Source organism: Amycolatopsis rifamycinica (assembly GCF_000695625.1).
GTDB lineage: Bacteria > Actinomycetota > Actinomycetes > Mycobacteriales > Pseudonocardiaceae > Amycolatopsis > Amycolatopsis rifamycinica.
The window spans coordinates 44,021-67,394 of record NZ_JMQI01000043.1 but is presented as its reverse complement, the minus strand read 5'-3'; the positions used below and the strand labels follow the sequence as shown (position 1 = coordinate 67,394).

The window sequence follows — 23,374 nt, the reverse complement described above, 5'->3', positions numbered from 1 at the left end:
TCCCGGCGTGGCTGTGGACGCTGACGTACTGCTCGACTGGTTCTCCGCGCACGGCCGGGATCTCCCGTGGCGCGAGCCCACCTGCTCGGCCTGGGGTGTCCTGGTCAGCGAGATCATGCTCCAGCAGACCCCCGTCGTCCGGGTGCAGCCGATCTGGCTCGAGTGGATGGCGCGCTGGCCGGTGCCGTCGGCGCTGGCCGCGTCGTCGCCGGGCGAGGTCGTACGGGCCTGGGGCAAGCTCGGCTACCCGCGCCGGGCGCTGCGGCTGCACGAGGCCGCCGGGGTCATCGCCAAGGAGCACGGGGACGTCGTTCCGTCCGATGTGGACACTCTGCTGGCGCTGCCCGGAATCGGCGCCTACACCGCGCGGGCGGTCGCCGCGTTCGCCTACGGGCGCCGCGCGCCGGTCGTCGACACGAACGTGCGGCGGGTCGTCGCGCGGGCGGTGCACGGGGCCGGCGACGCCGGGCCGGCGTCCAACACCCGCGACATGGCCGACGTCGAGGCCCTGCTGCCCGCCGAAGACGCGCCCGCGGCCCGGTTTTCGGCGGCGATCATGGAGCTGGGCGCGCTGATCTGCACCGCGCGCGCCCCGAAGTGCGCGGACTGCCCGATCCACGACGAGTGCGCGTGGCAGCTCGCCGGACGGCCGGAGTACGCCGGCCCGGCCAAGCCGGTGCAGCGGTACGCGGGCACCGACCGGTACGTCCGCGGGCGGCTGCTCGACGTGCTGCGCGGCAGCGAAGGCCCGGTCGACAAGGCTCGCCTCGACCTCGTCTGGCACGACGGCGGCCAGCGCGACCGCTGCCTGGACTCCCTGCTGGTCGACGGCCTGCTGGAGCAGACCCGCGACGGCCTCTTCGCCCTGCCGGGTGAACACTGACGCGCTACTACCAAAGTTGGTCAATAGTTGTCATCGGCGCGGTGCGGAGTTACCGTTTCACGCATGGTCACTGTTGACCGCCGGACCCTGCTGAAGGCGGGGGTGACCGCGACCGCGGCCGGCGCACTGGGGATGACGACCACGGGGACGGCCACGGCGGCCGTTCCGGTTTCGGCGATCCACCCGACGTCCGACTGGGGCGCGCGGCCCGCCACGGGCACCATCGTGGTGGAGAACCACAAGCCCACCTACATCGTCGTGCACCACGCGGTCGACCCGCCGATGAACGACGACTTCTCGCTGGCGCGCGCGTACTACGTCTCGCGATTCATCCAGAACCTGCACATGGACAAGAACGGCTGGATCGACAGCGGCCAGCAGTTCACGAACAGCCGCGGCGGGTTCATCACCGAAGGACGGCACCGCAGCCTGGAAATCCTGCGCGGCGGCACCCAGCACGTGCTGGGCGCGAACGTCGGCAACCACAACAGCGAGGTCATCGGCATCGAGAACGAGGGCCTCTACAGCACGGTGGACGTGCCGCCGGCCCTGTGGAACTCGCTGGTCTCGCTCGTCGCCTACATCGCGAGCCAGTACGGCATCGCGCCGGAGTTCATCAAGGGCCACCGCGACTTCAACTCGACCGAGTGCCCCGGCCAGGTGCTCTACAACCGGCTGCCGGAGCTGCGGACTGCCGTCGGCCGCGTCCTCGGCGTCGCGGTGACGCGTGCCGAGGCCGAGTGGCCACTGCTGAAGCCGGGCGACGCGGGCCGGAAGGTCCAGCTGGCGCAGCAGTTCCTGCGCGCGTCCGGCTTCGACGTCCCCACCGACGGCGTCTTCGGAAAGTCCACAAAGGACGCAGTAGCCGTGTTGTCCGCCCAGGCCGGCCTGGCCCGCCACACGTGCACCGCGACGAAGGTGACCGACGAAACGGGCTTCCTCGGCGCGGACGTCTGGCCCCTGATCGTCCCGTCCGACCGTTCGACAGCAGCCTGGCGAGCCGACCTCGCCCGTGCTTGAAGGGTCGACACGCGTGACTGGAAGGTCGACACGCGTGATTTGAGGGTCGACACGGCGGCTCAACGGCGCGTTCGGCGTGTCGTCCCTCTGATCACGCGTGTCGACCCGGCAATCACGCGTGTCGTCCGGTTCAGCGGGCCAGTACCCGGCTGAGGAAGGCCTCCACCGCGCCTCGGTAGGTCTCCGGGGCTTCGTCGTGGGGCAGGTGGGCCGAGCCCGGGATCACGAGGTGGCGCGCGCCCGGGACGCGGTCGGCGACCAGCGCCTGCTGGCCGGGCGGCATGGCGGTGTGCTCGCCTTCGACCAGCAGCAGCGGGCAGCGGATCGCCTCGACGACGTCCCAGTAGTCCCGGCGGCCCCATTCGGCGGCGATGACGTACAGGTCCTCGAGGTCCGCGACCAGGTGGAAGCCGTCGTCACGCTCCTCGACGCAGTCCGTGAAGTACTCGCCCGCGTCGCCGAAGAACTCCCGGACGTGGTCGAGCGAGCCGAACGGGACCGGCCAGCTCTCGAAGTACCCGCGCCACGTCTCGACGGTCCGGCCGCGCTGGTCCGGCGCGAAGTCCTCGGAGACGACCGCGCGCACCAGCTCCGGGTACCGCGCGGCGGTCGCCCAGGCGTGCAGGCCGCCCATCGAATGCCCGATCAGCACGGCCGGGCCGGCCTCGAGGCTCCGCAGCGCTTCGGCGACGTCGTCGGCGAAGCGCTCGGTCGTCCACGGGCCGACGCGTGGGGCGTTGCCGTGGCCGCGCGCGTCGAGGCCGTACACCGCGCCGTAGGGCCGGAGCCACTCCGCGACCCGCCACCACGTCCGCGCGCGGCCCATCAGGCCGTGGAGCAGAACGATCGGCACACCGCTGCCGCCGAAACAGAGCACGCGGTCACCTAACCACAAAACCCCTGGTGCGGAACGTGATCAACCGATCGCTTTCGATAACCTATGGTGGTCGTATGCGCCGCCGACTGACCGCACTGGCCGTCTGCGCCGCGGCGGTCCTCGCCGTGGTGTGCGGCGGCGACGCCGTCACCGCGGCACCCCCGTCGCCGCCGATGCACCCGGTGCCGGGCGCGTCCGGCGCGGGTGACCCGTACTACCCGGACGACGGCAACGGCGGCTACGACGCCCTCGGTTACCAGGTCGACGTGAAGTACGACCCGCCGAGCGGGCACCTCGACGGCGACACCACGGTGACCGCCAGGGCCACCCATGACCTCGGCCGGTTCGACCTCGACCTGCGCGGGCTGGACGTGCACGGCGTCGAAGTCGACGGCAAGCCGGCGAAGTTCCGCCGCGAGAAGGCGTTCGAACTGGTCGTCACCCCGCCGGAGCCGATCCGGGCGGGGACGACCTTCCGCACGCGGGTGCGCTACGGCGGCGACCCGGCCAAGACACCACACGACGGCGGCAGCGAAAACGGCTGGCGGCACTCGGCCGACGGCGGCGCGTACATGGTCGGCGAGCCGCACTCGGCGGCGTTCTGGTACCCGGTCAACGAAACCCCGCGCGACAAGGCCACCTTCACGCTGACCGCGCACGTCCCGGCGGGCTGGACGGTCGTCTCGAACGGCCGTGAGGGCCCGCCGGGCACCTGGACCGAGCCCAACCCGGTGGCGAGCTACCTGACGACGATCACGATCGGCAAGTTCGGTGTCGACAGGTCGACATTGCCCGACGGCACCCCGGTGGTCTCGGCGTACGCACCGGGCGCCGAGGCCCGCCGCGCGATCGGCGACCGCCTGCCGGAGGTACTCGGCTTCCTGACCGGCAAGTTCGGCCCGTACCCGCAATCGGCGGCGGGCGGGATCTACCTGAACGAGAACGTCCCGTTCTCGCTCGAGTCGCAGACCCGGCCGACGTACGCGAAGTGGGCCGACCTGCCGACCCTGGTGCACGAGAACGCCCACCAGTGGTTCGGCGACTCGGTGTCGCTCACGAACTGGTCCGACATCTGCCTGAACGAGTGCTTCGCGTCGTACTCGCAGTGGCTGTGGGCGGAGCGCGAGGGCCAGAACCTGGACGACCGCTACCGCGCGGCCATCGAGATCACCCACGCCAGCACGGACTTCTGGGGCCAGAAGCTGGTCGGCATGGGCCAGGGCCACGAGTTCGAAGGCGTCTACAACAAGGGCATCCTGGCCATGCACGCCCTGCGCCGCGAGATCGGCGACCCGGCGTTCGCGAAGCTGCTGCACGACTGGCCGGCCCGCTACCGCCACGGCAACGCGACCTGGCCCGCGTTCGAGGCGATGGTGACGCGGATCAGCGGCAAGAATCTGCGAGCGTTCTTCGACACCTGGTTCCGCGGCACGAAGCTCCCCGCGGACGCGGACCTGTTCCCCGGCTCACTGCGTAGCTGAGCTGCCCAACAACGACCGCGTCAGCGCACTCCGGGCGTCCTGCATCTCCCGCAACGCCGTCGTCAGCTCAGCGTCCCCGACCACGACGTCCTCGTCCGGGCGAGCGGCCAGGGCCCGCAGCGACGCTCGCCGCAGCAGTTCCTTGGCGAACGACGCCGTCATGCCCTCCGTCGCCTCGACCACCGGGCCGAGGTCCGCCGTCAGCTTCAGGCCGCGCCCGTACAGCCGCAGCAGCGCTTCGCGGCCGGGAGCGTCCGGGAGCGGGATCTCGACGGCGAGGTCGACGCGGCCCGGCCGGTCCGCGAGCGCCTTCTCCAGCTCGCTCGCCCGGTTGGTGGTGAGCAGGAACGTCACGTCGGCGTCGCCGCCCACGCCGTCCATCGCGTCGAGCAGGGTGAACAGCAGCGGCTGGACCACCGGCCCGTAGCTGCGGTCCTGCGCGATCAGGTCGACGTCTTCGAGCACGACCATGCTCGGCTGCAGCCGCCGCGCCAGCTCGGCCGCCTTGCCCACGAGCTTCATCGCCGTGCCGGTGAGGATGATCACCGTGGTGCCCGGCAGGCGGCTCATCAGGTAGCGGACCGTGTGCGTCTTGCCGGTGCCGGGCGGGCCGTGCAGCAGCAGCCCGCGCTTGAGGTGCTGGCCCGCGGCCAGCAGCCGCTCGCCGTGCTCGGCGACGCCGGCCGTGTGCCGCTCGATCGCCTCGAGCACGCCGTCCGGCAGCACGACGTCGTCGCCGGTCAGCGTGGGCCGCGGGAGGAACGTGAGCAGCTCGTTGCCGCGGTGCTCACTGGTGCCGAAGGCCACCACCTGGCCCCGCAGGAAGTCGTGCTCGGCCATCAGCCGCTCGACGCGGTCGCGCACTTCCGTGGCGGTCACGCGAGACGTCGCGAGGACCTCCAGCCGGCACTGCTCGAGCCCCCACTGCGGGTTCGCGCCGCGGATGGCGAGCAGCACCGGCTGCCCGCCCGGCCCGGTGGTGCCGGCCAGCCCGAGCTGGACGGCTTCGATGGCGTCCTCCGGCCCGGTCGCCGTGGTCGTGTAGTCCACCGAGCCGAGCTCGTACATGCCCTGCCTGCGCGCGACCGCGAGCATCCCGATCAGGTCTTCGTGCGTGCGCTGGCCACCGGCGATGCCGAACCAGTCCACGGCCGTGCCGTGCTCGGCCAGGTAGGCGTCGACCCCGCGCTGGAGGTTGGCGTGCTCCCACATCGGCCAGTTGCGGGTCACGACCACCACCTCCGGCAGCGGCGCCCCCAGGTGGCCGGTCACCCGCTCGATCAGCTCGCCGCTCTGGCCGCTCGCGACCTCGTCCGCGGTGGCGCGAACGATCCGGGCGAGGTCGGCGGCGAGGGCGCGCTCGGTACTCCCCATCCCTCAACAGTGGCACGGGTCACACCTCGTGGCCACCCCCGTGCCGCGCTCGTCAGGGCAGGCGGGCGTGTTCGGCTCGGCACCCCACGAGCCTCGCCGGCCCGGCGGGGCCGTTGGTCGTCGTGCGGCACCGGCCCGCCGACGAGGCGAGCTCGGTCTCGAGTGCGCTGCCGGAGACGTCTGCCGCACGCCCGCGCCATCAGGCGGACGCCGGCCGCCGCGGCACTAGGGTGGCAGCCATGAGTGTCGTGAAGATCAACGCGATCGAGGTTCCCGAGGGCGCCGGCCCCGAGCTGGAGAAGCGGTTCGCCGCGCGCATGCACGCCGTCGACGAGCAGCCGGGCTTCCTCGGCTTCGAGCTGCTGCGGCCGGTTTCCGGCGAGACGCGCTACTTCGTGTACACGAAGTGGGAGTCCGAGGAGCACTACCAGTCGTGGGCCAAGGGCGGCCCGGCCGCGGCGGCGCACTCGGGCGAGCGCGCCAAGCCCGTGTCGACCGGCGCGAACCTGCTGGAGTTCGAGGTCGTCCTCGGTTCGCAGCCGGGTGAGTGAGCCGGGTGAGTGACCTGGTCCGAGCCGCCGAGCTGCTGGACGGCGCCGGCGCGCTGCTGATCTGCGCCGGCGCCGGCATGGGCGTCGACTCGGGCCTGCCGGACTTCCGCGGCGGCGCGGGGTTCTGGCGCGCGTATCCGCCGTACGCCCGGCTCGGGCTGCGGTTCGAGGAGCTCGCCGACCCGCGGCACTTCGCCGAGGACCCCGAGCTGGCCTGGGGTTTCTACGGGCACCGGCTGGAGCTCTACCGCCGGACCGTGCCGCACGACGGGTTCCGCCTGCTGCGCGAGTTCGGCACCCGGCCGCCCCACGGCACCCGCGTGTTCACGTCCAATGTGGACGGCCAGTTCCAGGCGGCGGGCTTCGGGTTCGTGGCCGAGGCCCACGGCTCGATCCACCACCTGCAGTGCCTGGCCGGGTGCACGGACGCCATCTGGCCGGCGGACATGGACGTCGTCGTCGACGAGGAGACCATGCGGGCCGTGCCGCCGCTGCCGTCGTGCCCCCGCTGCGGCGGCCTCGCCCGGCCCAACATCCTCATGTTCGGCGACTCCTCCTGGGTCCCGGACCGCAGCCAGGCCCAGCTGGACGAGCTGACGGCGTGGCGCCGCACGGCCAGGGACCTCGTGGTGGTGGAACTGGGCGCGGGCCAGGCGGTCCCGACGGTCCGCCGCTACGCCGAACTGGCCAGCGCGGCGAGCGGCGCGTTGATCCGCATCAACCCGCGGGAACCCGAGATCCGCCACGGCCGGGGCGTGTCGATCGCGGCCGGCGCGCTGGACACGCTGAAGCAGCTCCTGCCGCGCTGATCACGGCAGGCGGACTTCGGCGAACACCGCCCGGTGATCACTGCCGGCGACGTCGAACACGCGGTAGTCCAGCACGGCCGCCCGGTTGTCGACCGCCAGGTGGTCGATGGTCACCACCGGCATCGACGACGGCCACGTCGGGGCCAGCCCCTCGCCGCGCTCCTCCGCCGCGTCGCGGTAGCCGCGGGCCAGGATTGTCCGGTACGCCGCGTGGTCCAGCGTCGCGTTGAAGTCGCCGGCCAGGATGCGCAGGCCGTGTTCGCCCGCCGGCTGCGAGAGGTCCTTGATCTCGCGTTCCCACTGCGGGGCGTCGACGTCCGGGGAGATCGGGTGGACGGCGACGATCTCGGCCACCACGCCGTCGCCGAGGTCGGCCTCCGCGCCCGGCTGCTTGGCCGCCGAATCCCCGGTCAGGTTGACCTCCTTCAGCGGGAAGCGCGAGGCGATCCCCGAGCCGAACGCGCCGGGCGCCGGGTGCAGCACCCGGTGCGGCAGCAGGTCGAACAGCCCGGCCGCGGTCAGCCGGTCGACCGCGGACGGCGTCATCTCGACCAGGTTCAGCACGTCGATCCGCTGCTCGCGCACGAGGTCGACGACGGCCTTCGCGTCCGCTTGGCCGTACAGCAGGTTCGAGGAGAGGACACGCAGGGTCTTGCCGTGGAGGTCGCGCTGCTCGCCGACCGACATCCGCGGGAGGACGAGGAGGGCCAGCGCGAGCGCCAGCACCAGCGCGACCCCGCCGATCCACCACCGCCGCAACGCCAAGGAGAGGCCGCCGACGAGCAGCCCCGCGGCCGCCGCGTACGGCGTCAGCGACAGCGCGACGAGCGTGTACCAGCCGCCGTCGAAGCCGAGCAGGCGCAGCGCCGCCAGCACGGCCAGCGGCACCACCAGGACCCCCAGCAAGCCCGTGACCAGCCGGTTCTTCCGCCGCGACCGCGCCTCTTCCGCAACCACCATGCTGCCGAGTATGCCGAGACCGGCGCCGCGCGGCCCGGCCACCGACAACTCCTCCACAAGATCTCCACCAGCGCCTGCCAGCCGCTGACAGCGCGCTGTGCGTGGCCTGCCAGCGCCGCCGTCCACTGTTCACAGCAACGCGACAGCGAAGGAGGACGCCCATGTCGCACGCGATCCAGGCCGAGGGCCTGGTCAAACACTTCGGGGACACCAAGGCGCTGGACGGGGTGGACCTCGAGGTCCCGTTCGGGCAGGTCGTCGGCGTGCTCGGGCCGAACGGCGCCGGCAAGACGACCGCGGTCCGGATCCTGGCGACGCTGATGAAACCGGACGCCGGCAGAGCCACGGTCGGGGGTTACGACGTGGTCGCCGACCCGGTCCGGGTCCGCAGCCTGATCGGGCTGACCGGGCAGTACGCGTCGGTCGACGAGGACCTCAACGGCATCGAGAACCTCGTCCTGATCGGACGGTTGTACGGCTACTCGCGGGCCCACGCCAAGACCCGCGCCACCGAGCTGATCGACCGCTTCGAGCTGACCAAGGCGGCCAAGCGCCCGATCCGGACGTACTCGGGCGGCATGCGGCGGCGGCTCGACCTGGCCGCCAGCCTCGTCGGCCGGCCCGAGGTGCTCTACCTCGACGAGCCGACCACCGGCCTCGACCCGCACGCCCGCAACGAGGTCTGGGACGTCGTCCGCGGCCTCGTCGCCGAGGGCGCCACGGTGCTGCTGACCACGCAGTATCTGGAGGAAGCCGACCAGCTGGCCGACAAGATCACCGTGTTCGACCACGGCCGGGTCGTCGCCGACGGCCGGGCCGACGAGCTGAAGCGCCGCGTCGGCGGCCAGACGCTGCAGGTCCGGCCGACCCGGCTGTCCGACATGGACGCCGTCAACCGGATCCTCGGCGACCTCTCCGGCGTCCGGCCGGTCCGCGACGACTCATCCGGCCTGCTCACCGCACCGGTCGACGACCCGGTGCTGCTGTCCACCCTGGTCCGCAAGCTGGACGAAGCCGGGATCACCGCGGACGAGCTGGCGCTGCGGCTGCCCAGCCTCGACGAGGTGTTCCTCGCCCTCACCGGGCACACCGCCGAACAGTCCACCGAGGACAAGACCCTCGAAGGGAGCCTGGCATGACGACGCTGGCCCTCGACCGCCCGGCCCCGCCGCGGCACATCAGCCCCGGCAAGGGGCTCCAACACGCGCTTTCGCTGGCCTGGCGCGGCATCCTGAAGATCCGCAAGAACCCCGAACAGCTCGCCGACGTCACGTTGATGCCGATCGTCTTCCTGGTCATCTTCGTCTACCTGTTCGGCGGCGCGCTGTCCGGCTCGACCGACGCCTACCTGCAGATGGTCGTGCCCGGCATCATCGTGATGAACATCCTGCAGGCGTGCCTGACCGTCGGCGTGCAGCTCAACACCGACGTCACCAAGGGCGTGTTCGACCGGTTCCGCAGCATGCCGATCGCCCGCTCGGCCCCGCTGATCGGCGCGGTGCTCGCCGACGTCGTGCGGTACGTCGTGTGCCTGGCGGTGCTGATGGTGGTGGCGACCCTGATGGGCTACCGGATCGCGACCAGCCCCGGCGAGTTCGCCGTGGCGATCCTGCTCGCGCTGGCGTTCGGGCTGAGCTTCTGCTGGGGCTCGGTGTTCGTCGGCATGCTGATGAAGACGCCGGGTTCGGCGCAGGCGCTGATGTTCGTCTTCATCATGCCGCTGACCTTCGGCAGCAACGTGTTCGTGCAGACGTCCACCATGCCGGGCTGGCTGCGGGCGTGGGCGGACATCAGCCCGGTCAGCCTGATGGCGAACGCGCTGCGCGGCCTGATGAACGGCGGGCCGGTGGCCGGTCCGCTGGCCGGGGCGCTGGCCTGGATGGCCGGTGCCGTGGTCGTGTTCTTCCCGCTGGCCACCTGGGCCTACCGCCGGCGGGTCTGAGAGGCGCACACACGGGGGTGAGTCGCGCCAAGGGGAAGCCGGAGGGGACGTTCGCGGGGGCGGACGTCCCCTCCGGCGTGTGCTAGTCCAGCTCCGCCAGCAGCCAGGCGATGACGTCCTTTTTGGACAGCATCCGGACTTCGCCGTGGATCGTTTCGTAGTCCGGCAACGCCGCGCGCAGTTCGTCGGTCAGCGCCCGCACCTCGGGACTGCCGAGGTCCATCCGCCCCCGGACCACGGCCGACGCCGCCAGCATCCGCGCCGCCGTCTCGTGGCGGCCTTGGCGGGCGCGGATCGTCGCCAGCAGTTCCACCGAGCCCGCCATGTCGGGCATGTCGCCGCGCTGGTCGGTGGCGCGGATCGCGATGGCCACGTGCGGTTCCGCCTCGGCGAAGCGGCCCTCGGCCAGCAGGATCCGCGCCTCGAACGCGTGGATCCACTCGTTGCCGATGCCGCCGGGGAACCAGTCCTCGCCGCCGAGGGAGGCGACGCGGTCGAGCAGCGCCCGCGCCTCGGCGAGCTCGCCCGTGCGCAGCAGCAGCTCGAGCCGGCCGAACATGAGGATGGCGCGCTGCTGCGGGTTGGTGATCCCGCGGCCGTAGCGCTCCGCCGCTTCCTGGTCGCGCCAGGCCGCGGCGAAGTCCCCGGCTCGCGCGTGCTCGACGGCCAGCCGCCACCAGTGCTGCACGGCATCCTCGTGCGACCGCAGCTCGATCGAGAGGGCGAGGCCGCGCTGGAAGACCTCGATGGCCTTCGCGCTTTCCCCGTCCTGGGACAACGCGTAGCCCTGGAAGCTGAGCGTCATCGCGATGCCCCAGCGGTCACCGACCGCCTCGAACCCGGCGTGGGCCAGTTCGCGCGCCCGGTCCGCGCCCGCGACGTCACCCTCGTCGTCGAGCAGGAAGCTGTCCACCCAGTAGCCGCCGGCCCGGATCCACGCGTCCGGGTGCTGCTCGGCGCGGCGGACCTCGCGGACGGCGACCTCGCGATCGCCGCCGAGGAACGCCAGCATCGGCAGGGCCACCGCGAGCCCGGGGTAGCGGTCCACGGCGCCGGTGCGCACGCAATCGTCGACCAGCTGGATGATTTCGGCCTGCTCCGACCGCACCGGGACCTCGTCCATGAGGTAGACGAGCGCCCGGTAGGCGGCGTTGACCGCGGGCGGCAGCCGATCGCCGAACGCGAGCGTGTCGCGGATCAGGCCGCCCGCCCGGCCACCCTGGCCGAGAATGGTGAAGTACCAGATCATCCCGTCCAGCAGGCCGACCGAGTTGTCCACATCGGACATCTCGATCGCGCCGCGCAGGGCCGCGATCAGGTTCGCGCTCTCGGCTTCGAACGCGTCGATCGCCTTCAGCTGCGCGCCGGTGCGCAGCGTCGGCTCCAGCCGCTGGGCGAACTCGGCGTAGTAGGACCCCAGCGCCCGGCGCGTGGAGTCGTGCTCGCCCGACTCCGCCAGGCGCTCGGTGGCGTACGCGCGCAGCGTCTCGAGCATCCGGTACCGCGGCTCGCCGTTCCCGGTGTCGACCGTGTCCACTATGGACTTCTCGACCAGGCTGCCGAGCACGTACGGCACGTCGGCCGCCGGTAGCCGCCCGTCCGCGCAGACGGCCTCGATCGCCCCCAGCTCGGCGCCGCCGGCGAACACCGCGAACCGCCGGGCCAGCACCAGCTCGGCCTCGGTCAGCAGGTCCCAGCTCCATTCGACGACCGCGCGCAGCGTCCGCTGGCGCGGCAGCGCCGTGCGGCTGCCCGAGGTGAGCAGCCGGAAGCGGTCGCCGAGCCGTCCGGCGATCTGGGCCACGGTCATCGACCGCAGCCGCGCCGCGGCCAGCTCCAGTGCCAGCGGCATCCCGTCGAGCCGGCGGCAGATCTCGCCGACCTGGTCCACTGTGGACTCGTCCAGCACGAAGTCGGGCCGGACGGCGGCCGCCCGGTCGAGGAACAGCCGGGTCGAGTCGAGCTCGGCGGCCTCCGCGGGGGCGGCGCGTTCGGCGGGCACCGGCAGGGGCCCGAGCGGGCACAGCGCCTCCCCGGTGATGGCCAGTGGTTCGCGGCTGGTCGCCAGTACCCGCAGCTTCGGGGCCCGGTGCAGCAGTTCGTCGGCCAGCCGGGCGGCGGCGTCGACGACGTGTTCGCAGTTGTCCAGCACCAGCAGGGCTTCCGCGCCGCCGAGCACCTCGACGGCCTGTCCGACCGGGTCCGGCGGGCGGCGGTGGACCTCGGTCTCGGTGCGGATGTCGCGGACTTCGAGCGCGCCCAGCAGCGCGCCGGCGACGTCGTCGGGGTCGCGGACGCCGGCCAGCGCGGCGAACCAGACGCGGCCCTGCTGATGCGCCGGGTGCCGGGAGGCCGCCTCGGTGGCCAGCCGGGTCTTGCCCGCCCCGCCCGGCCCGGTCAGGGTGACCAGCCGGGCACCGCCGAGCAGCTCGGCCAGCAGCTTGAGCTCGTCGTCGCGGCCGACGAAGCTGGTCAGCCGGGTCGGCAGCCGATCGGTGACCGGCGACGGCGGCGCGAACTCCCCGCGCAGCGCGGCGACGTGGATTTCCTGCAGTTCGGCCGAGGGATCGACGCCGAGCTGATCGGCCAGGGTGCGGCGGATCCCGGCGTAGACGGCCAGCGCTTCCGGCTGCCGCCCGGCGGCGCACAGCGCCCGGATCCGCAGCCCGGCGAGCCGTTCCCGCAGCGGATCGGCGTCGGCCGCCGCACTCAGGTCGGCCAGGATCCCCGCGTGCTCCCCCAGCCGGATCAAGGCTTCGAACCGGTCTTCGGCCGCCTCGGTCCGCAGTTCGGTGAGCCGACGGGCGGGCGCGGCCGCGAAAGGCGCGTCGAGGACGTCGGCGAGCGCGGCGCCCTGCCACAGCGCAAGGGCCTCGGTGAGCAGGTCGGCGGCCTGCGCATCGCGCCCCGCGGCCAGTTCCCGGCGCCCCTCGGCGGCGAGCCGTTCGAAGCGTTCGGCGTCGACGTCGGCGGCGTCCACCGCGAGCCGGTAGCCGCCCGGCCCGGATTCGACGGCCACCGGCAGCACTTTCCGCAGCCGCGAGACCAGCGACTGCAGGGCATTGGCCGCATCGGACGGCGGTTCGGCGCCCCAGAGCCCGTCGACGAGCGCATCGGCCGGGACGGCCCGCCCGGCGTCGAGGGCCAGCCGGGCCAGGAGCATGCGGAGGCGGGCACCGCCGATGTCGATCGGCGTGCCGTCGTCTTCCGCCGCCCGCAGCGGGCCCAGCAGCGCAACGCGCATGCGTCCAGCTTTCCAGACGCCGGGCCACCGCCGGGGCCGCCCGACGGAAGTGCTGATTATCCGGACAAACAAGACACGATCGCCCGGAGCTCCCGTGCCCGGCGATACGTTGCGGACGATGCCCATCCGCATACGGACAGGAGCGTTCATGAGGGGACGGAAACCGGTCGTGGTGGCGGCCGCCGTGGTCGCCGGTCTCTGCCTCGGCACCGGGGTCGCCGCCGCGGGCGGTTCGGCGAAGCCCGGCAGCGACGGCGCCGGTGACAGCTACTACCCGCAGGACGGCAACGGCGGCTACGACGTCGCCGACTACAACCTCAAGGTCACCTACGACCCGGCGTCGCGCCGGCTCACCGGCGACCAGGACATCGCCGCGCGGGCGACGCAGTCGCTCAGCTCGTTCAACCTCGACCTGCACGGCCTGACCGTCGACTCCGTGAAGGTCGACGGGCGGGACGCGAAGTTCGGCCGGACCGGCGACCACGAGCTCGTCATCACGCCGTCGCGGGCACTGTGGCGGGGTCAGCGCTTCCAGGTCAGGATCACCTACCACGGCGTGCCCGCGCCGATCGACGACCCGGCGCTCGGCAACAACGGCTGGCAGTTCGCCCGGGCCGGCGGCGCGTTCGTCGCCGGCGAGCCGAAGTCGGCCACCACCTGGTACCCGGTCAACGACACCCCGCGCGACAAGGCCACGTTCCACCTCGCCATCACCGTGCCCGACGAGTGGGGCGTGATCGCCAACGGCCGCGAACGCGGGACGCACAAGGCGCCGGGCGGCACCACGCACGTCTGGGCCGAAGAGACGCCGATCGTGCCGTACCTGACGACGGTCGCGATCGACAAGTGGACGTTCGACCGCCAGACGCGCCGGGACGGGACGCCGATCGTCAGCGCGTTCGCCCCCGGCGTCCCCGACTCGACGAAGCAGGCCGAGGCGCGGCTGCCGGAGATCCTCGACTTCCTCGAGTCGAAGTTCGGCGCGTACCCGGTCGACGCGGCGGGCGGCATCTTCCTCAACGAGCAGATCGGCTTCTCGCTGGAGACCATGAGCCGTCCGATCTACTCGGCGGGCTGGGCCGGCACGGTGCCGACGATCGTCCACGAGAACGCCCACCAGTGGTACGGCGACTCGGTGGCGGTCGAGCACTGGCGCGACGTCTGCCTCAACGAGTGCTTCGCCTCCTACGCCACCTGGCTGTGGGACGAGGCGAAGGAAGGCGTCGACCTGAACAAGCAGTACGCCGACGACGTCAAGAAGGCTTCCACGGCGTTCTGGAACGGGAAGCTGTACGACATGGGCGCGGGCAACGAGTTCACGTACGTGTACTCGAAGGGCCCGATGATGCTGCACGCGCTCCGCAACTACATCGGTGAGCGGGCCTTCTCCTGGGTCCTGAAGACCTGGCCGTCGCTGCACCGCGACGGGAACGCGAGCGTGCCGGACTTCCAGCGGTTCACCGAATTCGCCGCGCACCGCAGCCTCCAGGGCTTCTTCGACGCGTGGGTGTACGGCACCGGCAAACCGGCCGACGAGTACCTCTTCCCCGGTGGGCTGAAGCCCGCCGCCTGATCCGCGGTCGTTCGTCGAGGCCACCCTGCGGACGTAGGGTGGCCTCGACGCTGTTCCGGGAGGACACATGGCCAGGGTGCTGATGACGGGGTTCGCCCCGTTCGGCGGCGAGTCGGTCAACCCGTCGTGGCAGGCGGTTTCGCTGCTCGCCGCGCGTCGGGACGACGTCGCCGCGGTCGAGCTGCCCTGCGAATTCGCGGCGTCGCTGCCCGCGCTGCGGCGGGCTCTCGTGGAGCACCGGCCGTCGCTGGTGGTCTGCGCCGGCCAGGCGGGCGGCCGGTCCGAGGTGACCCCGGAGCGGGTGGCGATCAACCTGATCGACGCCCGCATCCCGGACAACGCGGGCGCCCGGCCGGTGGACGCCCCGGTGGTCCCGGACGGCCCGGCGGCCTACTTCACGACGTTGCCGGTGAAGGCGTGCGTGGCGGCGATCCGCGCCGCGGGCGTACCGGCGTCGGTGTCCCACACCGCCGGGACGTACGTGTGCAACCAGGTGTTCTACGGGTTGATGCACCTGCTGGTCACGGAGTTCCCGGGCGTCCGCGGCGGTTTCGTGCACGTCCCGTTCAGCCCGGAGCAGGTCGCGGCGGCGGGCAAGCCCGAGGCGTCGCTGAGCGTGGACCGGATCGCCGACGCGCTCGAAGCGGTGGCGGACACGGCGTTGCGGGTCACCGAGGACCTGGCGGTCAGCGCGGGCGCGGAGCATTGACCACGCAGCGGACCGACCCCCGCGTCCTCGTCGCGGTGGGGACGTGGGGCGCCCTCATCGGTGCCGGTGCGGGCGTCTTCTGGATCGCGATGTCCGGCCGGTACGACCACATGTGCGACGGCGGCGAAGAAACCTGCGGGCTCGGCGTGTGGTTCCTCGGCCTGGTCGTCTTCGTCGCGACCGCGGCCGGGTCGTCGCTGCTCACGCTGTTCGCCGTCAACCTGACGCGGCTGAGGCCGAAGCCGCCGGTCGTGGTGACCGCGTTGCTGGCTCCGGCGGCGTTCGTGGTCGTCTACAACGTCACCGGTGCCTTGGGCGTCTTCCGGATCCTGCCGCTGGCGGCGGTTTCGGCGCTCCTGCAGGTCCTGACGGCCCGGCGCGCCCGGATCGGCGTGCGCTAACCACCGCGGCCGGTGAGCTCGACGAACGCCGCCGGGCCCGGGACGTTGTGGTGGACCGTCAGGTCGGCGACGCGGTCGCCGCTCCAGGCCGGGGTGAAGCTGACCAGCAACGTGCACCGGCGGCCCGGCGCCACGTCCTGGCCCACGCACCGGCTCGCGTCGACCACGAAGTCCGTGCCGTCCAGCTCGATCCCGCTCACCCGCAGCGCGCTCGCGCCGACGCTGCGGACCGCGACCGCGCACCTGGTCGTCGTGTGCACCGGGGTCGTGCCGCACGCGACCGACTCGGGGACGAGCACCCGCGGTTGCGCGGCGGCCTCCGGTACGCCCGGGAACGTCGCCGGGCGGCCGCGCACCAGGTCGAGCACCGTCACCCCGGTCACCGTCAGGACCAGCGCGCCCGTCGCCAGCAGCACGATCGCGATCGCCTTGACGCCGCGGGCGCTGCCGTCCTTGGCGGTGAACCCCCCGGCCGCCAGCACCGTGACCACCAGCGTGGAAACCAGCGTCGCGTCCGGGCCGGCGCCGATCGCCGCCGGCACGAGCGTGCCGAGCAGCGACGCCCCGACCGTGACCGCGAAGCCCGTCCAGGAGAAGCGTTTCGCGTCGCGCAAGCGGCTCCGCACGGTGGGGGCGCGAGGTTCCGTGACTGTGCTCATGCAGGGAGGAGCGGCGAGCACACCCGGCACGGACGAGATTCCCCCGTTCGGCGGTACGGCGACCCCGTCGTGATCTGAGGCACACCGCCGGCAAACCCGCCTGTCCCATGGGACTCGGCCCGGGCCTTGCAAGGTGCGGCCGACGCCGCGGAAGCGGCGTCGAACGGCCTGCGTGGCACCGACGTCCCGCTCACCCTCGGCGACGGCGACGGCTTCCTCGGTATCGGCGGCATGGTGCCCGCGGACAACGCCTTCGGCCGCACACTGGGCATGCCCGCGGTCGCCGCGGCCTACAACGACCACCTGGCGAAGATCCAGAAGCTCGTCGCGCAGCTGCACCAGACCACGGCCGACACGAGCCACGCGCTGATGCGCGTCGCGGAGCTGTACGAGAAGGCCGACGAAGACTCGAAGCAGCGCGTCAACCGGGCGGCCGCGGGCCTGGAGGGGAACTGACGTGGACGGCTACTTCGACACCGGGCTCGACGCCCAGCCGATGTCCGGTGGCGACGACCGCCGCGCCGAGCTGCTCGAAGGTGTCTCCGAGGACCTGAAGGAGGGCGCGAACGACGCCCTCGACGCGCTGGAGATCCTGCGGCTGACCGACTGGATCTTCGGCATGGGCCCCGGCGACGACGGCTTCAAGCAGATGCAGCACGAAGTCGCCGCCCGCTACCGCGAGTTCTCCGACGCCGACATCGACCACGATTCGGCCGGGGGCCTGCAGAGCCTGATCATGAAGCACGACGCCGTCTGGAAGGGGCTGCAGCGCGACTCGGGCCCGAAGCTCGACGACGCCCGCCAGTTCCTCGACGTCTGGCGCGGCTCCGCGGCGAACGCCGTCAAGGCCTACCTGAACGAGCTCGCGGACACCTTCACCGAGGTCGAAACCAAGATCACCATCCTGGAGAGCGACCTCGTCGCCGCGCGCGAGGCCATCGCCTCGGCCCGGCAGGACCTGAACAACCTCGGCTCCACGTTCCGGAAGACGGCGGAGGACTACCAGAAGAACCAGGAACGCAAGCGCGAAGCGGCGTTCTCGAAGGTGCTGGCGGCGACGTTCGCGGGCGCGGTCACCGGGCTGCTCACCGTCGCCACCGCCGGCGCGGGCGCCGCGGCGGGCGCGACGATCTTCACCATGGCCAACGGCGCGATCATCGCCGGGAACGCCGCCGGTGGCGCGATCACCGCGGTGGTGGCGAACCAGGCGGAGATCACCGGCGACAACGGGTTCGACCTGTACCAGAGCTTCATCGACAGCGCGGGCAAGATCCGCGACGGCGCCGCCGACGCGGCGCGGACACTGGCGAACCGCATCGGCGACGAAGCCGTCGACCTGCCGAAGATCCCCGACGCGCCGGACGTCAGCCCGGGCTCGAGCTTCGACCCGGGCAACTTCGAGACCGACCGCACGTCGCGGCAGACCGAGAAGAGCGTCCGCGAGGCGAACGTCGACATCGCCCCCGACGGCCAGGTGTCCAGCGGCGCGCGAGTCGGCGAAGCGGACCGGGCAGCTGCTGGCGCCGCTGGGCACCGGCGGCTACCTGATGGACCGCCTGCGCTGGCGGGTGCGGTTCGAACCGGCCCCGGTTCCGGCGGCCGCTCCGGCACCGCCGGCCGCTCCGGCGTCGCCGGCGGCCACGGCCGGGGTCGCGGAGCCGGACGGCAAGGTGCTCAAGGACCGGTCTTCGGACGCTCCGGCCGCCTCGGCACCGCCGTCCGGGCCGGTGCCGGACGACGAGTGGTACGCCGGCGGCATGCGGTTCGACAAGGCCTGGTGAATCAGGCCGGTTTGATCTCGCGGGTGAAGCCGGCGATCAGGTCCTCGGTGCGGCGGGGCTCTTCGGTGAGGTAGACCGCGGCCACCCGGCGCTCGGCCACACCGAAGAGCACGATCGACGACTTCTTGTCGGCACTCGCGACGTACTCGCCGTGCAGCCCGCCGCCGTCCCAGGTGCCGCGTCCGGAGGGCGTCAGCCTCGTGTTCACCTCGATCTCCTGGGTGGTCAAGCCCTGGAAGTAGCGGACACTGCCGCCCGTGAGGCTGCAGTCGACCGCGAGCTGGGCACCCAGCAGCCTGCCGAAGTGGTCGCTTTCCTTGCAGGTGCCCCGGTCCGGGACGGACCCGGCCAGTGAGCGCAGGCACGGGGTGAACCCCGCCCGGTCGCGCTGTGCCGTCTGCGTGCAGTCCGCTGCGGCCTTCGCGGCCTGATCGCGGATGACGAACACGACGACGGTGGCCACGACCGCGGCGACCAAGAGCACGGCGAGCGCGAGGAACCAGGGCTTGGGTTTCCGGCGCGGTTCCGGTGGTGGCGGCGTGTACTGCGGCAGCGGGGCTTGCTGCTGCCACGGCTGCGGCCGCGGCGGCGTCACCGGCGGGCGGACGGGCGCGAACGCGGGCACGGTGAGGTCGGTGGTGGTCCCGAGCGGGACGTGGTGGAGCCCGAACGCGACAGCGGTCTCGGGCTGGTCCTGCGTCGTCGGCGTGACGCCGAGCTGGCGTCCGAGCAGGGTGGCCAGCAGCGGCATCCGGCTCGGCCCGCCGACGAGGTAGACACCGGACAGCTGCGCGGGGGTGAGCCCGGCGCGGCGGATCGTGGCGGCGAGCAGCTCGGCGCTGCGCAGCAGGCTGGGCCGCACGAGCGCTTCGAGCTCGTCCCGGCTGACGAGGACGTCGCCGAACGGCTCGGCCATCGGCACGTGGGTCTGCGCGTGCCGGGAGAGGCTTTCCTTGGCGTCGCGGACATCCTGCAGCAACGCCCGGCGCGTCCGGCGGTCGGCGGTGGTCTGCGGCCGCAGGAGGCGTTGCCACTGCGCCGGATCGGCGTGCGACACCTCGCGTCCGATGTGGACGAGCAGGGCCTGGTCGATGTCAAGGCTGCCGAGATCGGGCAGGCCGTCCTCGGCGAGCACGGTGAAGCCCTGCCGGGTGACCCCGACGACGGCGCAGTCGAAGGTGCCGGCCCCGAGGTCGTAGACCCCGATGGGCCCACCGCCCCGGCGCCCGAGACTGGCGTAGTGCGCGGCGGCGGCCACCGGCTCGGGAACCAGCCGCACATCGGCGAACCGTGCCTTCGCGGCGGCGGTCCTGAGCACTTCCTGCCGGTCGGCGCCCCACCCGGCGGGGTGCGAAATCCGGGTCTGCGCGGGCGGACGGCCGAGCTGCCGTTCGGCCTCTTCGCCCATCCGCCGCAGAACGGCGGCGAAGGCGTCGGCGACGTCGACCTCGGTCTCACCCAGCTTCAGCCGGCCTTCGTCGATCCGCCGTTTGGGATTCGGTTCGAACCGGCTGGGATCCAGCCGCGCCCGCCGTTCGGCATCCTGCCCCACGACGAGCAGCCCGTCATCGTTGACGTAGACGGCGGAGGACATGGTGACCGAGCCGTCAACCTCGATGGCCCGCGGCCCACGCCCGAAGGCGGAGAGGACGCCGACCGTGCTCGAAGTCCCGAAGTCGATCGACAGCACGTCCAAAGCGGTCCCTCCCAAGCCCGCGGGCATCGTCTCACGGACGGGAGGTGCCGCTCCGCTCAGGCGCGGGCGTCGGTGTGACCTGGCTGAGCGGCCGAAACGGTGACGTCATGGTCCTCGAAGTCGGCCACCACTCGCATCCGGCCACCGAGGGCCGTGATGTAGCGGCGAAGGGTGTCCAGCGCCATCTGTCCCGGGTCACCCTGTTCGAGCTGGCTGATCCGCGGCTGGCTGACCCCCATCCGCCGGGCCAGCTCGGTCTGGCTGACACCGGCGTCCTCCCGGAGCTGGGCCAGGCGGAACCCGAGGACATAAGCCTCGGTCGCCTCCCGCGCCGCGGTGCGCGCGGCATCGACGTCGCGACCGGCCGCACGGTCGATGGCGAGCTTCTCGGCTTTGACTTCCTTCCACGACCGGCTCATCGCTCAGCCCTCCTCTCCGGCTCGCAGGTGGTCCCGGAACCGCTGCTCCGCGACGGGGATGTTGAGTTCGTACCAGCCCTTCCAGTGCCCGGCCACCAGAAGCAACGCACAGCGCACCGGATCGAAGGCTCCCTATAGCCGGAGTGCGCCAGCCGCAAACGCCGAAGGGCGGCTCCCGCTCGGGGAACCGCCCTCCTGGCGTACTACGCGACGATCACTCGCCTTCGGCTTCGCCGCCCTGCTCCTCGTGGCCGGCGCCGATGCTGACCGGCGGGGCGTCCGGGATGGACGACGGACGGCGCTCACCGCGGAAGGTGAACTTCGCCTGGTCGTCCTTGTCCTCCGGGTTGCCGCTCCAGCCCTCGACGTCGACCAGGATGATCTGGCCGGGCTCGACCTCGCCGAAGAGGATCTTCTCCGACAGCTGGTCCTCGATCTCGCGCTGGATCGTGCGGCGCAGCGGCCGCGCACCCAGCACCGGGTCGAAACCGCGCTTGGCCAGCAGCGACTTCGCCTTGGCCGTCAGCTCCAGCTCCATGTCCTTCGCGCGGAGCTGCGTCTCCACGCGGCCGATCATCAGGTCGACCATCATGATGATCTGTTCCTGCGTCAGCTGGTGGAACACGATGATGTCATCGATCCGGTTCAGGAACTCCGGGCGGAAATGCTTCTTCATTTCCTCGTTGACCTTCTGCTTCATCTTCTCGTACCGGGTGCCGGTGTCGTTGGACCCGGCGAACCCGAGCGAGACGGACTTCGAGATGTCCGACGTGCCCAGGTTGGACGTGAAGATGAGGACCGTGTTCTTGAAGTCGACCGTGCGGCCCTGACCGTCGGTCAGGCGGCCGTCCTCCAGCACCTGCAGGAGCGTGTTGTAGATCTCCTGGTGCGCCTTCTCGATCTCGTCGAACAGGACCACCGAGAACGGCTTGCGACGCACCTTCTCCGTCAGCTGGCCGCCCTCTTCGTAGCCCACGTAGCCCGGAGGGGCACCGAAGAGCCGCGAAGCGGTGTAGCGGTCGTGGAACTCACCCATGTCGATCTGGATGAGCGCGTCATCCTCGCCGAACAGGAACGAGGCCAGCGCCTTGGACAGCTCGGTCTTACCGACACCGGACGGGCCGGCGAAGATGAACGAGCCCGACGGGCGCTTCGGGTCCTTCAGACCGGCACGCGTACGGCGGATCGCCTGCGAGACGGCCTTGACCGCGTCCTCCTGGCCGATGATGCGCTTGTGGAGCTCTTCCTCCATGCGCAGCAGCCGGGTGGTCTCCTCCTCGGTCAGCTTGAACACCGGGATGCCGGTCCAGTTGGCCAGCACCTCCGCGATCTGCTCGTCGTCGACCTCGGCGACGACGTCGAGGTCGCCGTCCTTCCACTGCTTCTCCCGCTCGCCCTTCTGGCCGAGGAGGGTCTTCTCCTCGTCCCGCAGGCGGGCGGCCCGCTCGAAGTCCTGCGCGTCGATCGCGGACTCCTTGTCGCGGCGGACGTTCGCGATCTTCTCGTCGAACTCGCGCAGGTCCGGCGGCGCGGTCATCCGGCGGATGCGCATCCGGGCGCCGGCCTCGTCGATCAGGTCGATCGCCTTGTCCGGGAGGAACCGGTCGTTGATGTACCGGTCCGCCAGGGTCGCGGCGGCGACCAGCGCCGAGTCGGTGATCGAGACGCGGTGGTGCGCCTCGTACCGGTCGCGCAGGCCCTTGAGGATCTCGATCGTGTGCTCCAGCGACGGCTCGCCGACCTGGATCGGCTGGAACCGGCGCTCGAGGGCGGCGTCCTTCTCGATGTACTTGCGGTACTCCTCGAGGGTGGTCGCGCCGATCGTCTGCAGCTCACCGCGGGCGAGCATCGGCTTCAGGATCGAAGCCGCGTCGATCGCGCCCTCGGCGGCACCCGCCCCGACCAGCGTGTGCAGCTCGTCGATGAACAGGATGATGTCGCCGCGGGTCTTGATCTCCTTGAGCACCTTCTTCAGGCGCTCTTCGAAGTCACCGCGGTAGCGGGAGCCGGCGACCAAGGAGCCCAGGTCGAGCGTGTAGAGCTGCTTGTCCTTGAGCGTCTCGGGCACCTCGCCCTTGACGATGCTCTGCGCGAGGCCCTCGACGACGGCGGTCTTGCCGACGCCCGGCTCGCCGATGAGCACCGGGTTGTTCTTGGTCCGGCGGGACAGCACCTGCATGACCCGCTCGATCTCCTTGCCGCGCCCGATGACCGGGTCGAGCTTGCCCTCGCGGGCGAGCACGGTCATGTTGCGGCCGAACTGGTCCAGGACCAGCGACGACGACGGGGTGCCCTCACCGCGGCCGGAACCGGTTTCGGTGGACTCCTTGCCGCCCTGGTAGCCCGAGAGCAGCTGCAGCACCTGCTGGCGGACCCGGTTGAGGTCCGCTCCCAGCTTGACCAGGACCTGCGCGGCGACGCCCTCGCCCTCGCGGATCAGGCCGAGCAGGATGTGCTCGGTGCCGATGTAGTTGTGGCCGAGCTGCAGCGCTTCGCGCAGCGACAGCTCCAGCACCTTCTTGGCGCGCGGCGTGAACGGGATGTGCCCGCTCGGCGCCTGCTGGCCCTGGCCGATGATCTCTTCGACCTGCTGGCGCACGCCCTCCAGGGCGATGCCCAGCGACTCCAGCGCCTTGGCGGCGACACCCTCACCCTCGTGGATCAGACCCAGGAGGATGTGCTCGGTGCCGATGTAGTTGTGGTTGAGCATCCTGGCCTCTTCTTGAGCCAGGACGACCACCCGCCTCGCGCGGTCGGTGAACCTCTCGAACATATGCACTCCCTCGACTGCTGCGCCGGCGGCCCGTTTCCATCGCGTGCTTTCACCACGATGGATTCAGCACCGTGAGACCACTCTAGTAGCCAACTCGTCGCGCTGGCGTAGCACTACGGCTCTCGGCGGTCTCTTCCGCACCCGGACGTGGCATCTCCCGGGTACTTCCATCATCAGGTTGCCCTGCACCTTTACGTCAAGCACAACGTGCGGACCGCCGTT

The 23,374-nt window shown here is 71.8% G+C and carries 20 protein-coding genes; 12 read left to right on the top strand and 8 right to left on the bottom strand.

The genetic code is table 11. The annotated features are described in order from the left end of the window. Nucleotides 1–7 precede the first annotated feature (7 nt). Entirely contained in the window at nt 8–883 is an 876-nt protein-coding gene (locus tag DV20_RS19985; protein ID WP_043782439.1) for an HhH-GPD family protein, read from the top strand. Between the two features lie 63 nt (nt 884–946). Beyond that, on the top strand, nt 947–1,903 hold the full coding sequence (locus tag DV20_RS19980; RefSeq protein ID WP_043782437.1) for a peptidoglycan recognition protein family protein: 957 nt from the start codon (nt 947–949) through the stop codon (nt 1,901–1,903). A 130-nt stretch (nt 1,904–2,033) separates the two neighbouring features. Here DV20_RS19980 and DV20_RS19975 read toward each other — a convergent pair whose 3' ends face one another. Next, complete coding sequence (locus tag DV20_RS19975) at nt 2,034–2,780, bottom strand: alpha/beta fold hydrolase (protein WP_043782435.1); 747 nt, start codon at nt 2,778–2,780, stop codon at nt 2,034–2,036. Nucleotides 2,781–2,854: 74 nt separating this feature from the next. Between DV20_RS19975 and DV20_RS19970 the strand changes: the two genes are divergently transcribed. Next, nucleotides 2,855–4,261 (top strand): M1 family metallopeptidase, encoded by a 1,407-nt coding sequence (locus DV20_RS19970; RefSeq protein ID WP_043782434.1) that lies wholly within the window; start codon nt 2,855–2,857, stop codon nt 4,259–4,261. Here DV20_RS19970 and DV20_RS19965 read toward each other — a convergent pair. Beyond that, nucleotides 4,247–5,635: an AAA family ATPase gene (locus DV20_RS19965; RefSeq protein WP_043782432.1), complete on the bottom strand. Its 1,389-nt coding sequence runs from the start codon at nt 5,633–5,635 to the stop codon at nt 4,247–4,249. The two genes, DV20_RS19970 and DV20_RS19965, sit on opposite strands and share 15 nt — an antisense overlap. A 239-nt stretch (nt 5,636–5,874) precedes the next feature. On the opposite strand from DV20_RS19965, the gene DV20_RS19960 reads away from it, so the two are divergent. After that, complete coding sequence (locus tag DV20_RS19960) at nt 5,875–6,186, top strand: antibiotic biosynthesis monooxygenase family protein (protein ID WP_043782430.1); 312 nt, start codon at nt 5,875–5,877, stop codon at nt 6,184–6,186. Between the two features lie 5 nt (nt 6,187–6,191). Further along, nucleotides 6,192–6,995 carry an SIR2 family NAD-dependent protein deacylase gene (locus DV20_RS19955; protein ID WP_043782755.1) on the top strand — a complete coding sequence of 268 codons (804 nt, stop codon included), beginning with the start codon at nt 6,192–6,194 and terminating at the stop codon, nt 6,993–6,995. On the opposite strand, the gene DV20_RS19950 is transcribed toward DV20_RS19955, so the two are convergent. Next, a complete protein-coding gene (locus DV20_RS19950) occupies nt 6,996–8,012 on the bottom strand; it encodes an endonuclease/exonuclease/phosphatase family protein (protein ID WP_043782427.1) in 1,017 nt (338 codons plus the stop codon). Nucleotides 8,013–8,116: 104 nt separating this feature from the next. On the opposite strand from DV20_RS19950, the gene DV20_RS19945 reads away from it, so the two are divergent. Both DV20_RS19945 and DV20_RS19940 read left to right on the top strand, forming a co-directional pair. Further along, a complete protein-coding gene (locus DV20_RS19945) occupies nt 8,117–9,094 on the top strand; it encodes a daunorubicin resistance protein DrrA family ABC transporter ATP-binding protein (protein WP_043782426.1) in 978 nt (325 codons plus the stop codon). Further along, complete coding sequence (locus DV20_RS19940; RefSeq protein WP_043782424.1) at nt 9,091–9,897, top strand: ABC transporter permease; 807 nt, start codon at nt 9,091–9,093, stop codon at nt 9,895–9,897. Before DV20_RS19945 ends, DV20_RS19940 begins: the two co-directional genes overlap by 4 nt. A gap of 82 nt (nt 9,898–9,979) precedes the next feature. On the opposite strand, the gene DV20_RS19935 is transcribed toward DV20_RS19940, so the two are convergent. Further along, nucleotides 9,980–13,141, bottom strand: coding sequence for a BTAD domain-containing putative transcriptional regulator (locus tag DV20_RS19935; RefSeq protein WP_043782423.1), 3,162 nt, complete (start codon nt 13,139–13,141; stop codon nt 9,980–9,982). Nucleotides 13,142–13,289: 148 nt separating this feature from the next. Here DV20_RS19935 and DV20_RS19930 point away from each other — a divergent pair, with 148 nt between their 5' ends. From DV20_RS19930 to DV20_RS19920, 3 genes are all read left to right on the top strand, one after another. Continuing rightward, a complete protein-coding gene (locus tag DV20_RS19930; RefSeq protein ID WP_043782421.1) occupies nt 13,290–14,714 on the top strand; it encodes a M1 family metallopeptidase in 1,425 nt (474 codons plus the stop codon). A 67-nt stretch (nt 14,715–14,781) separates the two neighbouring features. Continuing rightward, entirely contained in the window at nt 14,782–15,423 is a 642-nt protein-coding gene (pcp, locus tag DV20_RS19925) for a pyroglutamyl-peptidase I (RefSeq protein WP_043782418.1), read from the top strand. Then, nucleotides 15,420–15,824, top strand: a complete 405-nt coding sequence (locus DV20_RS19920) for a hypothetical protein (protein ID WP_043782417.1) — start codon at nt 15,420–15,422, stop codon at nt 15,822–15,824. Before pcp ends, DV20_RS19920 begins: the two co-directional genes overlap by 4 nt. Here DV20_RS19920 and DV20_RS19915 read toward each other — a convergent pair. Then, complete coding sequence (locus tag DV20_RS19915; protein ID WP_043782414.1) at nt 15,821–16,483, bottom strand: Ig-like domain-containing protein; 663 nt, start codon at nt 16,481–16,483, stop codon at nt 15,821–15,823. The genes DV20_RS19920 and DV20_RS19915 overlap by 4 nt on opposite strands. Nucleotides 16,484–16,609: 126 nt before the next feature. Between DV20_RS19915 and DV20_RS19910 the strand changes: the two genes are divergently transcribed. Both DV20_RS19910 and DV20_RS19905 read left to right on the top strand, forming a co-directional pair. After that, entirely contained in the window at nt 16,610–16,939 is a 330-nt protein-coding gene (locus DV20_RS19910) for a hypothetical protein (RefSeq protein WP_051736055.1), read from the top strand. A 1-nt stretch (nt 16,940) separates the two neighbouring features. Beyond that, nucleotides 16,941–18,338, top strand: coding sequence for a hypothetical protein (locus DV20_RS19905; protein WP_051736054.1), 1,398 nt, complete (start codon nt 16,941–16,943; stop codon nt 18,336–18,338). On the opposite strand, the gene DV20_RS19900 is transcribed toward DV20_RS19905, so the two are convergent. From DV20_RS19900 to DV20_RS19890, 3 genes are all read right to left on the bottom strand, one after another. Further along, nucleotides 18,266–19,960, bottom strand: a complete 1,695-nt coding sequence (locus DV20_RS19900) for an Hsp70 family protein (RefSeq protein WP_043782412.1) — start codon at nt 19,958–19,960, stop codon at nt 18,266–18,268. The two genes, DV20_RS19905 and DV20_RS19900, sit on opposite strands and share 73 nt — an antisense overlap. A 56-nt stretch (nt 19,961–20,016) precedes the next feature. Further along, nucleotides 20,017–20,379 (bottom strand): helix-turn-helix domain-containing protein, encoded by a 363-nt coding sequence (locus DV20_RS19895; protein ID WP_043782410.1) that lies wholly within the window; start codon nt 20,377–20,379, stop codon nt 20,017–20,019. 214 nt (nt 20,380–20,593) lie between these two features. Beyond that, nucleotides 20,594–23,152, bottom strand: a complete 2,559-nt coding sequence (locus tag DV20_RS19890; protein ID WP_043782407.1) for an ATP-dependent Clp protease ATP-binding subunit — start codon at nt 23,150–23,152, stop codon at nt 20,594–20,596. Nucleotides 23,153–23,374: the final 222 nt, after the last annotated feature.